This is a genomic window from Jutongia huaianensis (genome assembly GCF_014384985.1).
Classification (GTDB): domain Bacteria; phylum Bacillota; class Clostridia; order Lachnospirales; family Lachnospiraceae; genus Jutongia; species Jutongia huaianensis.
Map to the genome: position 1 here is coordinate 330,916 of NZ_JACRSX010000001.1, position 18,696 is coordinate 349,611.

Below are 18,696 nucleotides of genomic sequence, written 5' to 3' on the forward strand. Positions count from 1 at the left end.
CTCTACCTCCATTCTGTCTTATTCCGGAATTGCCTTGGAACATGCAACTGCCAGTGCTCCCGGCCCGATATGGCAGGATACACTTAAGGAAAGCGGATTACAGATAATCTCATTCTTCACACCGAAATGCTCCCGAAGCTCTTCCTCAAACTCCTTCGCAGCCTCCTCATTTGCCGTGTGTGCCACCTCAATATGGATATGATCCATATTTTCCATGCCACCGAAACGCTCCTTAATATCCGTCTCCATAGCATTGATCATCTTTGCCACACCCTGCTTTTTGGTGCGGGCAATGGTAAAGGCATCCAGCTTCTCTCCCTGGATCTGCAGAACCGGCTTTAAGCGAAGTGCTGTTCCCAGTGCCGCCGCTGCAGGAGTGATACGGCCTCCTTTTTTCAGATAGGTCAATGTATCCAGCATAATGTAAATACTGGACTGCATTTTTTCCTGCTCCAGAAGCTCCTTGATCTGAGCTGCATTCATACCACGACCGGCCAGCTCCATGGCATCCATCGCCGACTGACGCTGCGTTACCGAAATGCGCTGGTTGTCTACAACCTGCACTCTGCCGTTATAGTCCTTAGAAAGCATCTGCGCGGTGGAACAGGAACCTGACAAGCCGCTGGACATTGGGATATAGACGAGTTCGTCCGCATCCTCCAATGCCTTATCCCAGTATTTTAATACATCCTCCACCGAAGGCTGCGACGTGGATACATCCGCATTCTGCGCAAGCTTCTCATAAAACTCCTCCTGTGTCAGACTGATATCCTCATAGTATGTCTTCCCATCAATAATAAATGGCATCGGCAAAACGGTAATCCCCATTTCCTTTGCCTCAATCTGCGTAATACCACTGTTACTGTCTGTCATTACTGCAATTTTACTCATATTCATCCTCCATGTCTTCATCGACTAAATCACCACGTCTTTGAAAATCTACATACTTCTCTAAATTATATATGATATCCCCCTTAATAGCAACATTTTCCTTGATTCTTCACATATCCCGTAGTAGAATAAATGGATACCGATTCATATTTTATTGAAAGGGGTGATCCCAATGCATCGTTTTTTACGTTCCATCGGTTTTAGTCATATCAATACCAGGCAGGACATGGACAAGCTGCTTGGAATCATCATGAACGAACCGGATCAGACCAAAAAGATTGCATTATCAAAAAATCATATTTATACAGAATTTACCAAAGAATTCGCCAGCCATGCCGGCATCGTTGTCCGGGGCGAGTATGATGAAAAGGGATTTTTCCATATTGAGCATCATTTTCCATATCTGAAGGGAACGATCCTGTCCACAGTTTCTGACATTACCGTCAATAAACGTGTGGATACTGACGCTTTTACCGGTATGTGTGACGATATCCGCCTTGGCATATCTATGATCTTTTATCTGCAGAATGCCGTCGATTATCTGATGCTAGACTGCAGCGACAATACCCCGCACAAGGCCCGAACCTATCTGTCCGGACTGGCTCTGGAGGGTAAAATTCTGCTGGGGGTCGAGGATAACGAGGAGATCAAAAGGCGAAAATCTTACCGCACACGAATGCGAAACCAGCTCATTGCCATGGCAAAGTCCGGAGATCAGGATGCCATCGACAACCTGACCATAGATGAGATCGATCTGTCAGCGCAGATCAACCGGCGCATCCGCACAGAGGATCTGTACAGTATCGTAGAGACAAGTTTTATTCCTTACGGTTCCGAATCCGATAATTATCAGATTCTCGGCACCATTGTCAATTGGAGCTGCGTCAAAAATCAATATTCGGGTGAGGAAATTTATCAACTGTTAATTTCCTGCAATGATATTGTTCTGACTATCGGTATCAACAAAGATTCTCTTGTGGGCGAGCCTATGATCGGCCGCCGGTTCAAGGGTATTATCTGGATGCAGGGAGCGGTAGATTTCCAGAAAATTTAACAAAAATGCAGTCTCCTTATTTGTGGAGACTGCATTTACTGTTTTTCAATTTTGAGGACAGCACATATGGGCTGTCTTTTGTTTTTCCTGTTTCTTCCTTGATCAGATAGACCCGTTCTTCAACCTGTTTTTCCGGGCACTTCTCCGTGGCAAGTCTGCCGCTTTTTTGGCATACCCGGTATCTTACATGGCAATCACAGTTTTGAACCGGCTGTGTCCCGTTTAAAAAATATTCCCGCCGCATGGCATTGCCGCCAAGCGCCTTATCACATAAATTCTCCACTGCAAGGCCACCGCATTTTGTACAGATATTGCACGCCACAATATCCTCCGATATCTTAAAGCTTCCCTTCTCGATCTTCTTGACTTCATGCACCTGTGTCATGATCCGTTTCCACAAAGCCTCGCAGGATATTCCGGTTGCGATCCGTTTTTCATCATCATATCCGCTCCAGATTCCCGCCGTATAAAACGGTGTATATCCCTCAAACCACTGATCCTTATTACCGGCAGAACTCCCACCGTATCCGGCCGCAGCCAGCTTTTCTATTTTCAGATCAGCAGCTTTTCCTTCCCCATTCTCAACATATTCCCGCAATACATTGGTCATCAGCCAGGCGGTGGATTTTCGCAGGATCTGCGACTGCTTCTGCTCGTTTTTAAAAAGAATATTACCGGTCCGGTCCACTAACTTTGTATAAAAGATGGGGCTGACACTTTTCCCTTCATTGGCCAGAGCCGCATATGCCGCTGTCAGATCCAGATTGGTTACGCCATTCACCATATCTCCCACTGCCATGGACAGGGAGAGATCACCGATCACCTTGCCTTCCACGTCCTCCTGCTTCTCAATCAGACTGGAGATTCCAAATTTTTTCAGATAATCATAGCCTGTCTGTATTCCAAAATTCTCCATGGTTTGGATCGCGGTGGACTGCAGACTTTTCAGAATGCTTTCCCGCGTCGTCACAAGCCCCTGATATTCCTTCTCATCCTTTGTGGTTTTGGTCGTACCGTTCTCCGTGTAGCTGCAGGCAACATCATCCTGTACCGTCCCCAATGTCATTCCTGCCGTATCCAGCGCCGGCGTCCACACCGACAGCGGTGTCAGCATCATCCCCGGATTTCTTGTATAATCAATGGCACGATTGCCTCCGGCCTGAGGCTCCTCCCCGGACCGGCCGCCAATCAGTGCCTTGACCTTCCCATTGGACTGATCGATCAGAACCAGAGAGATCTGGCGTTTTCTTTTTCCTTTTTCATGACGAAGCTGCTTCTCCACTTCCTGCTCACAGATCTTTTGTATCTCCCCGTCCAGACAGGTATAAATCTTCATACCTCCCTGATATACCGCATGATATGCCTGCGTGGCACTGTAACCGCCGCGCTCCTTTAAATCCGAGATTACCTGTGATATTACTGCGGAAACATAATAATCTTTTGCCTCGGTCGTACCGTTTTTCTTCTGAATGGCTGTCTGGAGTGTCATGTAAACATTGTCTCCAAGAGCATCCTCGTACTCATCCTCCGAAATCGTTTCCATACTCAGCATCACACTCAGGATTTCCGTTCTCTTGTTAATATTTGCCTTCTGCTCATCGACCGGATCATATAAAGCCGGATCCTGAGCCAGTGCTGCCAGAACCGCCGCCTCCGAAACAGTCAGATCCTGCGGCTTCTTATCAAAATAATACTCTGCCGCCGCACCAATTCCAATCCGGTTTCCTCCAAAATAGAGCGTATTCATGTAATACTCCAGTATTTTATCCTTCCCGGCTTCTGCCTCCAGCTCCAATGCCAGATACTGTTCCTGAATCTTCTGCACGATCCGCTCCATCGCCGATCCGTTATTGCCATTGACAAAAATCTGGTTACGGATCAGCGTCTGGGTCAGCGTCCTTCTGCTGCCGGCATACTGTGCCGAAGCGGAATCCGGATAAAACGCATAGAAAAAGCTCCGGATATCCACGCCATGGTGCTTATAATAATCCGTATCATCTGCGGCAATAAAGGCGTTTCTTGCCGCCACTGATATCTGATCCAGCTTCACATAATCCTGCCGGATGCCCGATCCGTCCAGACGCTGCAATTCATTTCCGTCCTTATCATATAAAACCGTCGTACGGGAGCTGGTCATGATCTGCTTTTCCCCGACCTTCGGTGCACTGTTGACAATCCCCCGGAATGCTCCTGCCAGACACACCGCCAGGACCGCTACGATCCCCAGCGTCAGAAACAGCTGAAAACACAATGCATCCAGACGCATCCGATTGACAAATCTATGCTCAGAGGAGAATAATCTTTTTTCCCTCTCTAATATTTCATTTTCCCCAAACTTCATGAAAACCTCCATTGATAAGCTGACTGCCTACACTTGCAAAACTGCTGTCTGCCATCTACCTTTAACCCTTGCATCATACCATTATTTCAGTGGCTTGACAAGGCATATCAATAGTGGTATGCTGTGGCTTAGATAGAGGTCGCACTCTTCATCAGTACACGATCTGATGTTCCAGGAGACAGAGGAGGATCGCGGAAAGGGAACAGTGCCGAAAGGATATTCTGCCTGACAGTATATTCCTTGGGCATGGCGTGAATAACGACATGACTGTCATCAATTTGATGGAGCGCTATCACGTATTATACCTGTGTATATTATGAGACGGCGCAACACCGTCTCTTTTCTGTTTTACAGGAATCCATTGCGTTTTGCGTCACGGATTCCAGAATCATTCATTTATATTATTAAGGAGGTAACATTATTATGGCATTATTTGAAGGAGCTGGCGTTGCATTAGTTACACCAATGAAGGAAAATCACGAGATTAATTTCGATAAACTGGACGAACTTCTGGAGGAGCAGATTGCCGGACAGACCGATGCGATCATTATCTGTGGTACAACCGGTGAGTCTGCTACCATGACGGAGGAAGAGCATATGGATACCATCCGTTTTGCGATCGACCGTGTCAAGGGACGTATCCCGGTGATCGCCGGTACCGGTTCCAACTGTACAGCAACTGCTGTCCAGCTTAGCAAAGAGGCAGAGGCGGCTGGAGCAGACGGTGTTCTGCTTGTGACACCATATTATAACAAGGCAACCCAGAATGGTCTGATCGCCCACTACACGACAATTGCAAAGGAAATTTCCATTCCGGCGATCCTCTACAATGTACCAAGCCGTACCGGATGTGCTATGGCACCGGCCACGATTGCATCTCTGGTAAAGAACGTAGACAATATCGTTGGCGTTAAGGAAGCTTCCGGCGATCTCAGCAACGTGGCAAAGATTATGAATCTGTGTGACGGCAATATTGACCTTTACTCCGGAAATGATGATCAGGTCGTTCCAATCCTTTCTCTGGGCGGCGTTGGTGTGATCTCCGTTGTTTCCAACGTAGCACCGAAGTTTATGCATGACATGGTTACCAGCTATCTGAAGGGCGATGTCAAGACAGCAGCAAAGATGCAGATCGACAGCATTCCACTCTGCAATGCACTGTTCTGTGAGGTAAATCCAATCCCTGTAAAGGCAGCCCTAAACATGATGGGCAAAGAAGTTGGCACACTCCGTGCACCTCTGACCGAAATGGAGCCACAGAATCAGGAGATCCTGCGCAAGGCAATGGCTGATATGAAGCTGATCTAATTGTCACGAAAGGAGTTCATCTTGTTAAAAACAATATTACATATTAACCCGGATAAAACCTTAAGCCACATCGCTCCGGAAATCTACGGACAGTTTTCCGAGCATCTGGGACGCTGTATTTACGACGGCATCTATGTGGGCGAGGATTCTGATATTCCGAATGTCAAGGGAATGCGCAAGGACGTTGTGGAAGCCCTCCGGGCACTGCATCTGCCGGTTCTTCGCTGGCCGGGCGGCTGCTTTGCCGATGAATATCACTGGCGGGACGGTATCGGTCCCAAGGAGAACCGCCGCCGTATGGTCAATACCAACTGGGGCGGCATCGTGGAGGACAACCGCTTTGGTACACATGAGTTCCTGGAGCTGTGCGATCAGCTTGACTGTGAACCGTATATTGCCGTCAATCTGGGCAGCGGTACTGTACAGGAAGCTGCCGAATGGATCGAATATATGACTGCCGACGGAGACTCCACCATCACAAATCTCCGAAAAGAAAACGGCCGGACAAAGCCATGGCACTTAAAATATGTCGGGATCGGCAATGAAAACTGGGGCTGCGGCGGCAGTATGAGTCCGGATTTCTATGCGAACGAGTACAAACGGTATCAGTGTTTCTGTAAAAACTATGGAAATAATAAATTATACAAGGTTGCCTGCGGGCCAAGCGGCGAGGACTACAACTGGACGAAGGAGCTTATGAGCCGTATCGACCACGAGCATGCCAACGGCATCAGTCTCCACTACTATACGGTGCCGGGCGACTGGGAGCATAAGGGAAGTGCAACCGACTTTAGCGACGAGGAATATTATATTACTATTTCCAAGGCACTTCATATCGAGGATATTATCGAGAAGCATCTGGCGATCATGGATGAATACGACCCGAACCATGATATTGACCTGCTTGTGGATGAATGGGGTACCTGGTACGATGTGGAACCGGGCACCAATCCGGGATTTCTATATCAGCAGAACACCATGCGGGATGCCATTGTCACTGCCGCCTCTCTGAATATTTTTAACAAGCACAGTGACCGTATCGCCATGGCAAATATCGCCCAAGTCGTCAATGTCCTGCAGGCAATGATCCTGACCGAGGATACCAAGATCCTAAAAACACCGACCTACGATGTATTCCAGATGTATAAAGAGCATCAGGATGCTACTCTGGTGGAAAGTTATGCCGCAGACGCAGCAAATAGGATCAATGAACCGGTCATATCATATAACGATATCTCAATCCCCGCCTTGTCGGAGTCCGTATCTGTCACAGAGCAGAACGGTCAGAAACTTCTGACCATCACACTGTCAAACACCTCATTGACAGATTCTCTCTCTGTGGAGCTGGAGCTGCCGATTAAATATTCCTTCTGCGGAAAAGCATCTGTCGCTATGCTGCATGCCGAGGCACGCGCATACAATACCTTTGACGATCCGGATCGGGTACGTGCCTTCGAAACAGAAGAAGATTGGAACGGCAATCTGCAGGTTGTCTCACTGCCTGCCTGCAGCGTATGCCGCATCTGCTGTTATGTCAGCTAAACCGTTCTGTGTCCGCTGTCTGATCCGGGAGATGACCGACCAGACAGCTATGCAGCAGATCCTTTCCTATCAAAAGCAGATACCGGATCACGAAAAAACAGCCGCTCCTCTCTATGAGAAGCGGCTGTCTGTCTGCAAGGATTGTAAATGGCTGCATATGGGTACCTGCCGGAAATGCGGCAGCTACGTGGAAGCAAGAGCCTTCCGCACGGACAATCACTGTCCGCTTGGCGAGCGGATGTGGTAATATCATGTTTTTGGTTTATTTTGCAATCCGCCTCATGAAATCCGACATCCGGCACACTCCGGCTGCCCCGGCATCCATGCACATCTGCTGGTTTTCATCACAGATGCCTCCCAGAGCATACACCGGAATCTTCACACTTTCACATACCTGACGCAGAAAGTATGTTCCACGGGGCGGTACCCCCTTTTTGCAATCTGTGGCAAAGACATGACCGGCAGTAATATAAGTTGCTCCCAGCTTTTGTGCCTCAACTGCCTCCTCTACTGAATGTGTCGATGCCCCAATCTCATCAAAGTACTCCTTGTCCCGGTCATCCAGAGACCGAAGCAGGGGCATTGGCAGATGAATCGCCCGCACCCCCAGCTTCTTTGCTGACTCCGGATAATAATGAAGTACACAGGAAACTTTCTCCTGCCGGCAGACCTTTAGCACCTTCTCTGCCAGTATCTCATACTGCTCCTGAGGCAGATCCTTCTCCCGCAAAATAATCTTCTCCGGATGAAGCCCTGCCACATAGCGGAGCTGTTCCAGAAAATCCCCCGTCACCAGATGGCGGTTTGTTATACAGATCTGTGGTATCTTACACATAAATATAATCGTTTAATACCGGCTGCAGTCCTTCTGACTCCATATCCTGATACATCTGGTCAAAGCTTCTGCCATCTGCAATCTCAAACTGCTCGTCTCCGGTATCCTCCTCACTTTCTCCTGTATATTTTTCTTCGTGATCACCAATGCCGGTAGACACCCCTGCTGAAATCTTTGTTGCCGCGATCTTGGCAATACCGTCACGAAACGACTTCTCCTCGCGAGAGGACACCGTAATGCCCACATATGGCAGGAAAATACGATAGGCACAAAGCACCTGGCAAAGCTGTCTCTCATGAACATCCAGCGGATTGATCTTATCATTATTGATGATCGGCCGCAGTCTCGGACAGGACAGAGAAAACTCTCCCTGAGGATATTTTCTCTGAAGATAATAAACGTGAAGTGCCGATGCCAGCGCATCCTTTCGAAAATCCGCCAGCCCCAGAAGTGCCGAAAAACCGACGCCACGCATACCGCCCATCAGGGCACGTTCCTGCGCCTCAAAGCGGTACGGGAATACTCTCTTGTGCCCCATCAGATGAAGGGTCTCATATTTATCACTATCATAAGTCTCCTGGAATACCGTCACATAATCTGCTCCGCATTCATGAAGATAACGGTAATCCTCCGAATTCACCGGATAGATCTCCAGACCAACATTTCGGAAATATTCCTTCGCCATCTTGCAGGCCTCGCCAATATATTTCACATCGCTTTTGACCGGACTCTCTCCGGTGAGCATCAAAATTTCTTCGATTCCGGAATCCGCAATAATCTTCATTTCCTTACGGATCTCATCTGCGCTCAGACGCTTTCGGTTAATGTCATTGTAGCAATTAAATCCACAGTATATACAATAATTTTCACAGTAATTGGCAATGTATAACGGCGTAAACAGATATACTGTGTTACCAAAATGCTTGCTTGTCTCCCGCTTTGCCTTCTCTGCCATCTCCTCCAGAAACGGTTCCGCCGCCGGAGAAAGAAGTGCCTTAAAATCTTCTACACTACAGCGGTCATTTTGCAGAGCCCGCCGCACGTCAACCGCAGTATATTTCGAATAGTCATAACTCTCCATCTGAGAAAGCACTTTCTCCCGGATCTCCGGAGAAATCTGCTCCATCCCCTCCATATACGCCATATGATCCGTACGGCTGGAAGGATCATTCTCCAGACGGTGCTTTTTTTCCAGAGCCTTTTCACTCAGTTTATCCGAATCCACAAAAAAATCATTTTCCATGTTGTTACTCCTCATCTCTTTATTCGAAGTTCTTTACATTAGTCGCGTAAAAATCCCGTCAACGGATCCGATGCGGATGCTCCCCGCTCCAGCACTCTGCCAAGACCTGCCAGATATGCCGCACGGCCTGCGTTGATGGCATCCTTAAAGGCCCCCGCCATTGCCGCCACATCACCGGCTGTCGCAATCGCTGTATTGGCCATCACAGCAGCGGCTCCCATCTCCATGCACTCGCACGCCTGGGACGGACGACCGATTCCGGCATCCACAATGATCGGCAGATCAATCTCATCCACCAGAATCTGAATAAACTCCTTCGTTGCCAATCCCTTGTTAGAACCGATCGGAGAAGCTAACGGCATCACAGCAGCAGCTCCGGCATTGACCAGATCTCTTGCCGCATACAGATCCGGATACATATACGGAAGCACCACAAAGCCCTCCTTGGCAAGCTGCTCTGTCGCCTTGACCGTCTCTGCATTATCCGGCAGTAAATACTTGCTGTCACGCATAATCTCAATCTTTACAAAATCACCACAGCCCAGCTCTCTTGCCATTCGTGCAATGCGGACTGCCTCCCTGGCATCCCTTGCCCCGGAAGTATTCGGCAGCAGTGTCACATTGTCGGGAATATAATCGAGAATATTCTCACTCTGCCGGGTATTGGTACGGCGCACCGCCAGCGTAATGATCTCTGCCTGCGCATTCTCTACTGCCGCCTTGATCAACTCCATAGAATATTTTCCAGATCCCAGAATAAAACGGGATGAAAATTCCTTGCCACCTAATGTAAATGTATCCTTGTTCATCTTGCTCCTCCTCCCATAAACATCACAATTTCAACAACATCTCCGTCATGAAAAACCGTCTCCGGAAACTTCTCTCTCGGAACCATTTCCTCATTTAACTCCACCGCCACCATTTCCGGCCGGTGTCCCTGCTCCTCCAAAAGCTCTAACAGCTTCTTTTCCTGATAATCATACTTCTGTCCATTAACTTTAATCATGTCCGGACTCCTTTCTGTCGTATAGGCCGCCAATAAAAAAGGGCAAAACCAGCGTTTTGCCCTCCAAGAATTGCTTCGCAATTCTCGTTGGCATCACACCACGTTTCGAGCACTTTCCTAATACATAAAAAAGGTACACGAGAAAGACACCCGCGGTGGTGTCCCCCTTCGTGTACCAAAATCCGGTCAGCACTCTGTTTCAAAGGATAACATGAGACTCCGGAAATGTCAAATAATAATTCTAATCTTTTATGAGGGTTCCTTTCCGTACATCTCCATTAATGACTGCACTCTTTCCTGCATCATTTGCAATACATTCTCCGGTCCGACAATTTTGATATCGTCTCCAAGTCCGATCAGCCACCCCAAAAAATTATTGCTGACAACCACATTAATTGTCGCCCGAAAATGTTCCTCATCCACCTTGCAGAGCCGTGTTTCTGTACCAAAACGATCCATAATAATTCCTATCGATTGATTCTGGCATAAAAGCTCTACCGTCTGCTCCTGACCACTAAACATTCCAAAATGCATATTGGTATATTTTGAAACATCCACCTGACGAAATACGTTTTCTCCCTCCCGCTTTTGTTCCATCATCCGGATATTCCGCATCTTATCCACACGGAAATGCTTAATCTTTTGCGACGAACTGTCATAACCGATCAGGTAAGGAAAGTTTCAATCCCCTATGGATTAACACTGCTCTCAAACTTAAATCACGGAAGGATCGCAATAAACCAGTTTCAATCCCCTATGGATTAACACTGCTCTCAAACCAGGAGACAGGAAATGGACAAGGGTACCAGTTTCAATCCCCTATGGATTAACACTGCTCTCAAACAGAGATCGAAAAAATACTCCTGCAACCCTGCTTTTACATATACAACCTCCGTTTCCGGAAACATCGTTTTCAAAATTTCAGCCACAGCCTTTGTGGATTGTCTTGTTTCTACTAACTGACGATTCACAAAACCTTGTTTTTCCTCATCTGTAAATGGTGTTTTTCTTGTTAAGCGGTTATATTTTTCCTCAGAGATTAACCCCTCTTTTCTATAGTGCTTCCAAATTGATGACATTTTATCCCGGATATCCTTGTTTATTGGATAATTATCTGACTTTTCCCCATTTAGTTTCGATTTCACCAATACTTTATTATTCAAGCTGTCATCTTTCACATACGCCTGAGGATAAATATGGTCAACATTGACATATGCATCTGATTTCAGTTTGGTAATGTCAATCGGATCTCCCGAATACATACATATTCCTAATTGCATAAAATATAAGAACAATACTTCACTCTGCAGCTCATTGTCTGTCTTTTTATCCAACTCGCCAAGAAGTTCGGAGATTTCTTTTGATATTTCTCTTACCTCCTGTTTGTCCATATGCTTATACAATTCCTTAATTTTATCACGGCGTGAAACTGTTCTTTTTCCCTTTTCACCACCCCCGCGTGCCATCTCGACAAATATCTTCCGTGGTGCATTCTGACATGCTTTTGTAACATCACCTATAATATCCAATGTTCTATAAATCGGGCGTTTCACTGCATTCGAAACATACATATCCGATAATATCTGTTCCACACTTGCCGGATGTTCACTATAATAATCTTCCCTTTCCCTTTCAAGCACATCCCTAATCGTATAGTGATCAGAAAAAATAATCTGCATTAAGTTGTCATTTGTTTCCCACATAATCTGTATGACGCTTAAAATTTCTCCCGTTTCCTTTACAACCCCCTTAATCCCCGTCAAAAATTTTTCCGATAATCTTCCAAAATCCTTATATTTCAATTTTGAAATATAACGTCTATCTTCCTCTGAAATATTAGGATAATTTTCTTCTAAATATTTATTAATTCTTTTTTTGTCTTCCGTATAAGTAAGACGTTTAATGATTTTCTCCACATCCTCCTCATTGACAGTTTTATTTTCCAACATTCTTCGAAAATCATGATATGACTTCAAAGATGATTTTACAGAAATATCAAGCCCCGTTATCTCATCTGAATCACTCATATAGTTATTGCTGACCAAAAAATCTCTAATCCTCTTAACGGTAACTTTTTTATTCCTTTTAAAAAGACCGAATATTTCTTTTTTACAATCTACTGTGATTCTTTGACCATTTATTTTAATATTGTTAATTTCATTTAACACCTCATACTTGCAGTATAATAGAGAATATTTCGGCAACACATCCTCTCCCGGCAGGTAACTACACTGATTTGTCATTTTGTCAATAAAGGCCTGTTCACTTGCATCAAGATCAATTTTTTCTTCATAATTCCATGGATAAATACGTCCTTGGGCCTTTCTCTTAATCCAGGCAAATGAATTATCCTCTTTATGATCTCTATGTAACGGTCCTACATAATAAGGGATACGAAACTCCATAATAGAGAGCAGTTTTTCCTTCGTGATATATCCTTCACTATCCTTTTCATTGATAAATGGAAGATATGACGATACTTTTTCTAAAAGTCGAGCAAGCTCAAAATAATATAACTGATACGGAATCACACGATTGTCCGTATTAACCTGTTTTGGCATGAATGTTCCAAGTTCCAAGCGCTTCCCCATATCCTCATAAAATTCTTTATCTTCCATTTCACACTTAATATCCTTTACAATTTTTCGTATATAAGTGCAAAAATCTTCTTGCGAAGCTTTTCTCTTCGGTCGTTTTTCCCCCTCATCAAGATTCAGAGAATTAAAATTATACGAATACGCCACATAATTGTTATCGCCTGCATCACGGAAAATTTCATTGTATTTATCCGGGCAATATTTTCTTATAAATGCTTTGAGTCCCGCTAAATCTTTTTTATGCTGTTCATACACTTCTATTTTGGCCTTTGAAATATAGACCTGTCCCTGTGATGCCTCGTATAATACAGCCCAGTCATATACAGCTCTGATCTTTAACAAATATTCCGCATATTCGTCTAATTCTGTTAAAATTTGTTCAAACTCATCTTCATTCTTTTTAAAGCTAATACTAATTTTATCCTGAAATTCAGCCTGCACAAAAAGTTTGTCCGCTGTAACCGTTCCTCCGGAAAGCAAAGTGATGACCGAATTTGTTCCCAATTTATCATTCTCTTCTGTTCCTTCAGAAGTCTTTTTATTAGAATTATTTTTAAACAATTCATCTTTAAATGCTTTTTCTTTATCCTTTACCCCACATTTTTTTAATAAAATATTTTTAAATGTTTCCTCCTCATCAACCCAAGGTATGTCCTGCCCAATACTATGATACATCTCCTTAAATGCATTATACGAAGTTGAAAAATCTAATACCTTTTCTACATTTGTTTTTTCAACATCACTCAAAAAATGACCTCTGTGTGCAACAAGCCATGCCACAGCAAGATAAACCAATCGGACATCGTGTGGATTTTCGTCATCAATCAGATCCATGATAAGATGATGTATCGTTGGATATTTTAAATAATATTCTTTGTCAGTGTATCCGTTGTCATTAAACAATATAAATGGATCATTCCCGTTTGCATCTTCACGATACAGAGCACTTTCCTTTATGCGAAGAAAAAATCTGCTATCAACTTTTTCAATCTCGTGGGCAAATATTTCCTGAACAAAACGTACTCTCTGCTGTCGTCTGTTCAATCTCCTTCTGGCCGTTCTAAATCCGCGTCTTTCCGCACACTGGCTGCCTTCCTCAAATACATGCGATCCCCACATTGGCTCTCCGTGGTATTTTAAAATTTTATACTGCGGATCAGTAACTGCATATCCCACAGAATTTGTTCCAATATCAAGTCCTAAATAATATTCCTCAATTGTTCTTTTTTTCATTTGACATTCTCCTTCATATGTGCTATTCTAACAATGTCAATCCCCTATGGATTAACACTGCGAGTTCAAATAACGTTATCGCAACGAAATCGCCGTATATCGGTTGCACAGTGTGTGCATTTATTTAAATAAGCCATTATGGCTTATTTTTTTATCCCGATTATATATGTTATAAGAAAGTAAATTCATTATACCAAATCTAAAATTCTATATCAATTATTTTTTCTCAAAAATTAATTCTATCACTTCTATAGTCCAAAAGTTTGTACAGGAAACTATCATTATATCCTTCATGTTTTCTTCCAGCAATCCTACTCCTTGTAAATGATTCAGCCAATGAAAATGTATCATTGGCTGCTATCCACCACTCTCACTCCCACCATCAAAACTCAAACTCCTCCGGATCCAGTCCAGCCTCTTCCAGCACCTCTCTCCTTTCATCCTCGTCCATAAACTCTAAATCCTCCCGGAAAAGTCCGGCCGATTCTAACTCAAAATCGCTGTCCTCCTCCGAATCTTCGTCGAAATCATCATGATCCTCCCATTCAATTCCACCAAAGTCTCCGTCATCGCCAAAAAGAGCATTGTGTTCCTCCCTGCTGCCACAAAGCATCTCCTCTCCCCAAAACTCTTCTGCCGGATCTACTGTTCCATTTCCATCAAAGTCCATGCAATCATCCATAATAATTTTCCCTTCTGTAATGCGTTTGCTATTTCTCCAACTGTATTTCCATTATATCACACACATAGTCCATTAAACAGTACTACAAACGAAAAAATAAAGAAGAGAAAATCCCTGTACTTTGCCCATTCGCATAGATTTTCTCTTCTTCCGAACATATTTTCTGCCATATGTTTCCTATTAATTCTCCCACCGGATCTGCTCTCCCTGAATCACTTCATATCGGATCAATTCCCTTCCATCCAACTCCACCCGGTGCATATCCACCGCCGTGATCTGATGATTTTCATAAGTCGTGTAATAATAGATTCCTCTGGTTGCATTACAGCAGGAGGTATACAACGTAATCTCATACTTTCCCTCTCCCACATCACAGCAGCCTCTCGGCTGGTCTACAGATCCCAGGATATGGAAAAACTGACTGACACTTTCTGCTTCACTGTCACCGGAAATGGAATTTGCTTTTACGAAAGCAGCCCGCACAAACCGGGAAGCAGAGGAGAGATCTCCCGGCAGTCCTATGGTGCCCATGCCACGGCTGTAAGTGCCAAGGGACAGCTCCGGAGCAAATGTATTCTGTGGCTGCTTCGGGGACAGGCTCATATAATTACTGAGCTGGAACATCTGCGTCTCAAATGGCGGATTGTTCGTCAGGATTCCCACCGGATTGTCATGAATCCGGAGACCGTCTGCCATGGATTCTACGGTAATGCAGTCACTGGCATCGGCAATGATCCAATGAAGCCCGGCAGCCGGTAGTTGTTCGCTAAACGGTGTTCCGGTGAGATTCATACGGGATAATAACTCCCGCACTTCTGTCATAGAAGCACACTGGGATAATACCCATGGAATAAATTCAAACTGTGCCACGTTTTCTCTGTCCGGTTTTACGGACTGATATGCTGCATTTCCAACGAAATTTAAGCCGGCCATTCCAATGCCCTTTTCATTAACCGCATCATAATATAGTGGATAATCTGCTGCCACATGTGCCATTCCGATCATGGCATAATGACTCTCCCGCATTCCCATATGACGGAACGGAAACGGATAATGACGCGGGGTTATCGTAATCTCATCCCCATAAGAAAATTCATAATCCAAAGTTCTTCCAATATAAAAATCCTTTGTCCGGTAAGTTGCTGCTGTACACATATTTTTTCCTCCAATCATAAATATTTCATCAAAATTTTCTATCATCAATCTGTTTTTTTAATCAGTAAATCATTTCTGTCATCAATCTGTTTTCGCTGATTTTAGCATAACATAAATTCTGTTTCCAATTCCTCTATGGTAGTACAATCATAAAGATGATTGATCAGATCATTATATACTAAAAACTGATTTTTTTCCATTATTCACCACACCTTTCAAGCACCGCCCGTCTTGATCCAACTGCATTATCTTATCGACCGGACGTCATTATTTTCACATCGTTTTTTGCAGATCATGCCATTTTCCGCCTTATAAAATACAAAGACGTATTTGCTGAAGTTCATTCGTATTTCACCCCTTGAAGTGACGAACTGATTTCAGCGGATACGTCTTTATTTTTTCCAAAAAGGAGGAATTTATTATGGAACAGAAATCCGGAGATCCTGGATGTGGTAAAGGCACAGCTTGATCATCAGGCACTTCATTCACAAGAGCTTCTTGATCCGCTCCGTGGTTATCTTGCAAAAGCTGTTGCAGATATCACACCGGGAGACCTGCAGTACTGCTTCTTCACAAACGGTGGGGCCGAGGCTGTTGAAATGTCCTTAAAGCTTGCCCGTATTGCTACCGGCAGCAGATGGTGCATTTCTACAGTTGGTGCTTTCCACGGTAAATCAATGGGTGCCATCTCTATGGGTGGTAAGAGTACATATCGTCCCCCATATATTCCAATGGTTCAGCAGGTACAGTATGTACAGTATGGTATTGCCGAGGATATCCGCAAGGCGATCGAGAATCTCCAGGCAGTCGGCGAGAAGGTTGCCGGTGTGATCCTGGAGCCAATTCAAGGTGAGGCCGGTGTGATCATTCCTCCGGATGGATCTGACAGAGGTTCGCAAGATCTGTGATGAGACAGGTGTGGCACTGATCTTCGATGAGATTCAGACCGGCATGGGCCGTACCGGTACTATGTGGCGTTGTGAATACGAAGGCGTTACTCTGGAAAAGGTGATGGCAATGGAAAATGAAATGTATTATATTATCCGAAAAAGAAGAAACCTGTGCCGGTAACAAACGGCATGGGTTTCTTAATCTTCTATCCTTACATAATACTCCCCAGCCAGTAGATCACTCCTACAACCCAGCTGCAGAATATCCCATACAAGATCACCGGTCCGGCAATTGTAAAAATCTTGCAGCCAATGCCGAAGACCTGTCCCTCTGCCTGGAATTCAATTGCCGGGGATACCACCGAATTGGCAAATCCCGTAATCGGAACGATACTTCCGGCTCCGCCAAACTGCCCCAGCTTCTGATAAATATTAAGACCGGTCAGGATGATACTCAGCAGAATTAATGATAATGTCGTGTAAAGTCCTGCCAGTTCCTTATCATTTCCAAGGTACTGATAGAAGCTGTTAAAGCCCTCCCCCAGCAGACAGATTGTACCTCCTACCAGAAACGCTTTTGCACAGTTTAAGAAACGATTGCTTTTCGGCGTGATGTTACTGACATATTCATTATATTTTTCTTTCTGTTTTTCGCTGTCCTTTTCCTGCAAAACTTCCTCAATCTGAGGACTATTTTTCTGATTCATATGCTTTCCTCCATTCTTCTAATGCTGCATCCGGAAATACAACTGATAAAAACACGCTACTGCTTTTCCCAGTGCCATTGCCAATATTACAAAGGGCAGTCCTGTGGCAAGCTTCACTCTCTGTACCAGCACCGGGATCACCTTTAATGTCTCCGCCAGTGCCATTGCCAGACATCCCACAAAGATTCCGGTAAATAATCCAAATACTGCCAGCATTGCACTTCCAAACGGAACGGATATTTCAAATACCGTCAATACCGCTCCGGTCAATCCTCCCCAGAAAATGCAGTTTTCCAGATGATACACCCGATTCGCCATATGAAGTTTACTTGCCAGTCTTGGCAGCATCTCCAAAATAGAAATAAACGCAAACACACCGCCGGCAACACTGATCCCACCTGCAAATCCGATCACCCCCAAAAGAACCTGTTTCCAGATCATGAGATCTCCTTTCCTTCTCTCGATGCATTTTTGATCATGGCATTATTCATTTCCTGCTCATAATTTCTCATTTCCAAATGAAGAGGTGTCGGATCATCCCTCTCATTCCGGGCAGAAAAATGATTATAAAAACCCAGGATCCCTATGGCGATTCCAATACAGTAAGTGATTTCCATGATGCTTCCTTTGGTCTGCTCCGTTCCCATGACCAGCTTATAAAACAGCGAAAAAACATCTCCCACACTGACATCCGTATTAAATGTCATAATGGTAAAGCCCGCCCCAAAAAATATGATCAGACTCACCAGCACTGCCTTGCATACTTCTATTAATTTTGATGGTTTGGGAGTGTCCTTAAACTCTACAATAAAATCCGTTTCACCGATATTTACTACCTGCAGTTCCGGCCGCTGCTTCTGCAGCAGGGCAATCACCTTCATGGCAGAGAAAACGAGCTTTTGTTCCTTTTCCTGCTGAAATGTATAAAGTACCAGCTTTCCAACCTCTTTTTGCAGCGTATTGTCTGCGGTAAAAATCTCCGCCACATCCTCAAGCAGAACCTTTTTGTGGGATACCTGACTATTCTGTTCCAGTTTTAAATAAATAATATCGGACTTCATTGTCAATCCCCTCCTGCTCTACAAATTTGCCGTTGGCATAAGTTGTTTTCGCATTACGCATGATCGCAATATAACAGACAGTACTCAAGGTCATAACACCGATCACCAATACATAAAACCACATTTTTTTCTTCTTCATGGTGCATTTCCC

20 protein-coding genes and 1 riboswitch are annotated in these 18,696 nt (G+C 44.6%); of the genes, 6 read left to right on the forward strand and 14 right to left on the reverse strand.

Annotated elements, in window-relative coordinates; all coding sequences use genetic code 11:
- Positions 1 to 18 precede the first annotated feature (18 nt).
- The gene (locus tag H8704_RS01430) at positions 19 to 891 is read right to left on the reverse strand and encodes a DegV family protein (RefSeq protein WP_249297005.1); all 873 of its coding nucleotides are present in this window, start codon (positions 889 to 891) and stop codon (positions 19 to 21) included.
- A gap of 172 nt (positions 892 to 1,063) precedes the next feature.
- Here H8704_RS01430 and H8704_RS01435 point away from each other — a divergent pair, with 172 nt between their 5' ends.
- On the forward strand, positions 1,064 to 1,945 hold the full coding sequence (locus H8704_RS01435; protein WP_249297006.1) for a DUF3881 family protein: 882 nt from the start codon (positions 1,064 to 1,066) through the stop codon (positions 1,943 to 1,945).
- Positions 1,946 to 1,961: 16 nt separating this feature from the next.
- Here H8704_RS01435 and H8704_RS01440 read toward each other — a convergent pair whose 3' ends face one another.
- On the reverse strand, positions 1,962 to 4,286 hold the full coding sequence (locus H8704_RS01440; RefSeq protein ID WP_249297007.1) for a transglycosylase domain-containing protein: 2,325 nt from the start codon (positions 4,284 to 4,286) through the stop codon (positions 1,962 to 1,964).
- Positions 4,287 to 4,411: 125 nt separating this feature from the next.
- A riboswitch (Lysine riboswitch) is annotated at positions 4,412 to 4,586 on the forward strand.
- A 123-nt stretch (positions 4,587 to 4,709) separates the two neighbouring features.
- Here H8704_RS01440 and dapA point away from each other — a divergent pair.
- From dapA to H8704_RS01455, 3 genes are read left to right on the forward strand one after another with little or no spacing between them, the layout of a single operon-like run.
- Complete coding sequence (gene dapA / locus H8704_RS01445; RefSeq protein ID WP_249297008.1) at positions 4,710 to 5,594, forward strand: 4-hydroxy-tetrahydrodipicolinate synthase; 885 nt, start codon at positions 4,710 to 4,712, stop codon at positions 5,592 to 5,594.
- A 21-nt stretch (positions 5,595 to 5,615) separates the two neighbouring features.
- Complete coding sequence (locus tag H8704_RS01450) at positions 5,616 to 7,136, forward strand: alpha-N-arabinofuranosidase (RefSeq protein ID WP_249297009.1); 1,521 nt, start codon at positions 5,616 to 5,618, stop codon at positions 7,134 to 7,136.
- Positions 7,126 to 7,383, forward strand: coding sequence for a DUF6171 family protein (locus H8704_RS01455; protein ID WP_249297010.1), 258 nt, complete (start codon positions 7,126 to 7,128; stop codon positions 7,381 to 7,383). Before H8704_RS01450 ends, H8704_RS01455 begins: the two co-directional genes overlap by 11 nt.
- 15 nt (positions 7,384 to 7,398) lie before the next feature.
- Here H8704_RS01455 and H8704_RS01460 read toward each other — a convergent pair whose 3' ends face one another.
- The 8 genes from H8704_RS01460 to bsh all read right to left on the reverse strand — a co-directional run bounded on the left by H8704_RS01460 (position 7,399) and on the right by bsh (position 15,887).
- A complete protein-coding gene (locus tag H8704_RS01460) occupies positions 7,399 to 7,971 on the reverse strand; it encodes a thiamine phosphate synthase (protein WP_249297011.1) in 573 nt (190 codons plus the stop codon).
- Positions 7,964 to 9,214 (reverse strand): 2-iminoacetate synthase ThiH, encoded by a 1,251-nt coding sequence (gene thiH, locus H8704_RS01465; protein WP_022464640.1) that lies wholly within the window; start codon positions 9,212 to 9,214, stop codon positions 7,964 to 7,966. Before thiH ends, H8704_RS01460 begins: the two co-directional genes overlap by 8 nt.
- A gap of 38 nt (positions 9,215 to 9,252) precedes the next feature.
- Positions 9,253 to 10,023: a thiazole synthase gene (locus H8704_RS01470; protein ID WP_249297012.1), complete on the reverse strand. Its 771-nt coding sequence runs from the start codon at positions 10,021 to 10,023 to the stop codon at positions 9,253 to 9,255.
- The gene (thiS, locus tag H8704_RS01475; RefSeq protein WP_249297013.1) at positions 10,020 to 10,220 is read right to left on the reverse strand and encodes a sulfur carrier protein ThiS; all 201 of its coding nucleotides are present in this window, start codon (positions 10,218 to 10,220) and stop codon (positions 10,020 to 10,022) included. Before thiS ends, H8704_RS01470 begins: the two co-directional genes overlap by 4 nt.
- A gap of 249 nt (positions 10,221 to 10,469) precedes the next feature.
- Positions 10,470 to 10,835 carry a WYL domain-containing protein gene (locus H8704_RS01480; RefSeq protein ID WP_249297101.1) on the reverse strand — a complete coding sequence of 122 codons (366 nt, stop codon included), beginning with the start codon at positions 10,833 to 10,835 and terminating at the stop codon, positions 10,470 to 10,472.
- Between the two features lie 158 nt (positions 10,836 to 10,993).
- Complete coding sequence (gene cas9 / locus H8704_RS14480; RefSeq protein ID WP_408611182.1) at positions 10,994 to 14,050, reverse strand: type II CRISPR RNA-guided endonuclease Cas9; 3,057 nt, start codon at positions 14,048 to 14,050, stop codon at positions 10,994 to 10,996.
- Between the two features lie 382 nt (positions 14,051 to 14,432).
- Positions 14,433 to 14,732: a hypothetical protein gene (locus H8704_RS01485; RefSeq protein WP_249297014.1), complete on the reverse strand. Its 300-nt coding sequence runs from the start codon at positions 14,730 to 14,732 to the stop codon at positions 14,433 to 14,435.
- Between the two features lie 180 nt (positions 14,733 to 14,912).
- Positions 14,913 to 15,887 carry a choloylglycine hydrolase gene (gene bsh, locus H8704_RS01490; RefSeq protein WP_249297015.1) on the reverse strand — a complete coding sequence of 325 codons (975 nt, stop codon included), beginning with the start codon at positions 15,885 to 15,887 and terminating at the stop codon, positions 14,913 to 14,915.
- Between the two features lie 449 nt (positions 15,888 to 16,336).
- Between bsh and H8704_RS01495 the strand changes: the two genes are divergently transcribed.
- Both H8704_RS01495 and H8704_RS14175 read left to right on the forward strand, forming a co-directional pair.
- Positions 16,337 to 16,795, forward strand: coding sequence for an aminotransferase class III-fold pyridoxal phosphate-dependent enzyme (locus H8704_RS01495; protein ID WP_330605794.1), 459 nt, complete (start codon positions 16,337 to 16,339; stop codon positions 16,793 to 16,795).
- On the forward strand, positions 16,764 to 16,958 hold the full coding sequence (locus H8704_RS14175) for an aminotransferase class III-fold pyridoxal phosphate-dependent enzyme (RefSeq protein WP_330605795.1): 195 nt from the start codon (positions 16,764 to 16,766) through the stop codon (positions 16,956 to 16,958). Before H8704_RS01495 ends, H8704_RS14175 begins: the two co-directional genes overlap by 32 nt.
- A gap of 31 nt (positions 16,959 to 16,989) precedes the next feature.
- On the opposite strand, the gene spoVAC is transcribed toward H8704_RS14175, so the two are convergent.
- From spoVAC to H8704_RS01515, 4 genes are read right to left on the reverse strand one after another with little or no spacing between them, the layout of a single operon-like run.
- Positions 16,990 to 17,484 carry a stage V sporulation protein AC gene (gene spoVAC, locus H8704_RS01500; protein ID WP_022463438.1) on the reverse strand — a complete coding sequence of 165 codons (495 nt, stop codon included), beginning with the start codon at positions 17,482 to 17,484 and terminating at the stop codon, positions 16,990 to 16,992.
- An 18-nt stretch (positions 17,485 to 17,502) separates the two neighbouring features.
- On the reverse strand, positions 17,503 to 17,925 hold the full coding sequence (locus H8704_RS01505) for a stage V sporulation protein AB (protein ID WP_118679160.1): 423 nt from the start codon (positions 17,923 to 17,925) through the stop codon (positions 17,503 to 17,505).
- Complete coding sequence (locus tag H8704_RS01510; protein ID WP_118679162.1) at positions 17,922 to 18,545, reverse strand: stage V sporulation protein AA; 624 nt, start codon at positions 18,543 to 18,545, stop codon at positions 17,922 to 17,924. The genes H8704_RS01505 and H8704_RS01510 overlap by 4 nt, the downstream gene beginning before the upstream one ends.
- Positions 18,505 to 18,684, reverse strand: a complete 180-nt coding sequence (locus H8704_RS01515) for a hypothetical protein (protein ID WP_147354567.1) — start codon at positions 18,682 to 18,684, stop codon at positions 18,505 to 18,507. The genes H8704_RS01510 and H8704_RS01515 overlap by 41 nt, the downstream gene beginning before the upstream one ends.
- Positions 18,685 to 18,696: the final 12 nt, after the last annotated feature.

What these genes read in the sequence shown, in the direction of transcription:
- thiH (WP_022464640.1), bottom strand. Translation starts at nt 9,214, where the DNA reads ATGGAAAATGATTTTTTTGTGGATTCGGATAAACTGAGTGAAAAGGCT.
- H8704_RS01480 (WP_249297101.1), bottom strand. Translation starts at nt 10,835, where the DNA reads ATGCGGAATATCCGGATGATGGAACAAAAGCGGGAGGGAGAAAACGTA.
- H8704_RS01430 (WP_249297005.1), bottom strand. Translation starts at nt 891, where the DNA reads ATGAGTAAAATTGCAGTAATGACAGACAGTAACAGTGGTATTACGCAG.
- spoVAC (WP_022463438.1), bottom strand. Translation starts at nt 17,484, where the DNA reads ATGAATCAGAAAAATAGTCCTCAGATTGAGGAAGTTTTGCAGGAAAAG.
- H8704_RS01455 (WP_249297010.1), top strand. Translation starts at nt 7,126, where the DNA reads ATGTCAGCTAAACCGTTCTGTGTCCGCTGTCTGATCCGGGAGATGACC.
- thiS (WP_249297013.1), bottom strand. Translation starts at nt 10,220, where the DNA reads ATGATTAAAGTTAATGGACAGAAGTATGATTATCAGGAAAAGAAGCTG.
- H8704_RS01510 (WP_118679162.1), bottom strand. Translation starts at nt 18,545, where the DNA reads ATGAAGTCCGATATTATTTATTTAAAACTGGAACAGAATAGTCAGGTA.
- cas9 (WP_408611182.1), bottom strand. Translation starts at nt 14,050, where the DNA reads ATGAAAAAAAGAACAATTGAGGAATATTATTTAGGACTTGATATTGGA.
- dapA (WP_249297008.1), top strand. Translation starts at nt 4,710, where the DNA reads ATGGCATTATTTGAAGGAGCTGGCGTTGCATTAGTTACACCAATGAAG.
- H8704_RS14175 (WP_330605795.1), top strand. Translation starts at nt 16,764, where the DNA reads ATGGATCTGACAGAGGTTCGCAAGATCTGTGATGAGACAGGTGTGGCA.
- H8704_RS01435 (WP_249297006.1), top strand. Translation starts at nt 1,064, where the DNA reads ATGCATCGTTTTTTACGTTCCATCGGTTTTAGTCATATCAATACCAGG.
- H8704_RS01440 (WP_249297007.1), bottom strand. Translation starts at nt 4,286, where the DNA reads ATGAAGTTTGGGGAAAATGAAATATTAGAGAGGGAAAAAAGATTATTC.
- H8704_RS01505 (WP_118679160.1), bottom strand. Translation starts at nt 17,925, where the DNA reads ATGATCTGGAAACAGGTTCTTTTGGGGGTGATCGGATTTGCAGGTGGG.
- H8704_RS01485 (WP_249297014.1), bottom strand. Translation starts at nt 14,732, where the DNA reads ATGGATGATTGCATGGACTTTGATGGAAATGGAACAGTAGATCCGGCA.
- bsh (WP_249297015.1), bottom strand. Translation starts at nt 15,887, where the DNA reads ATGTGTACAGCAGCAACTTACCGGACAAAGGATTTTTATATTGGAAGA.
- H8704_RS01460 (WP_249297011.1), bottom strand. Translation starts at nt 7,971, where the DNA reads ATGTGTAAGATACCACAGATCTGTATAACAAACCGCCATCTGGTGACG.
- H8704_RS01515 (WP_147354567.1), bottom strand. Translation starts at nt 18,684, where the DNA reads ATGAAGAAGAAAAAAATGTGGTTTTATGTATTGGTGATCGGTGTTATG.
- H8704_RS01470 (WP_249297012.1), bottom strand. Translation starts at nt 10,023, where the DNA reads ATGAACAAGGATACATTTACATTAGGTGGCAAGGAATTTTCATCCCGT.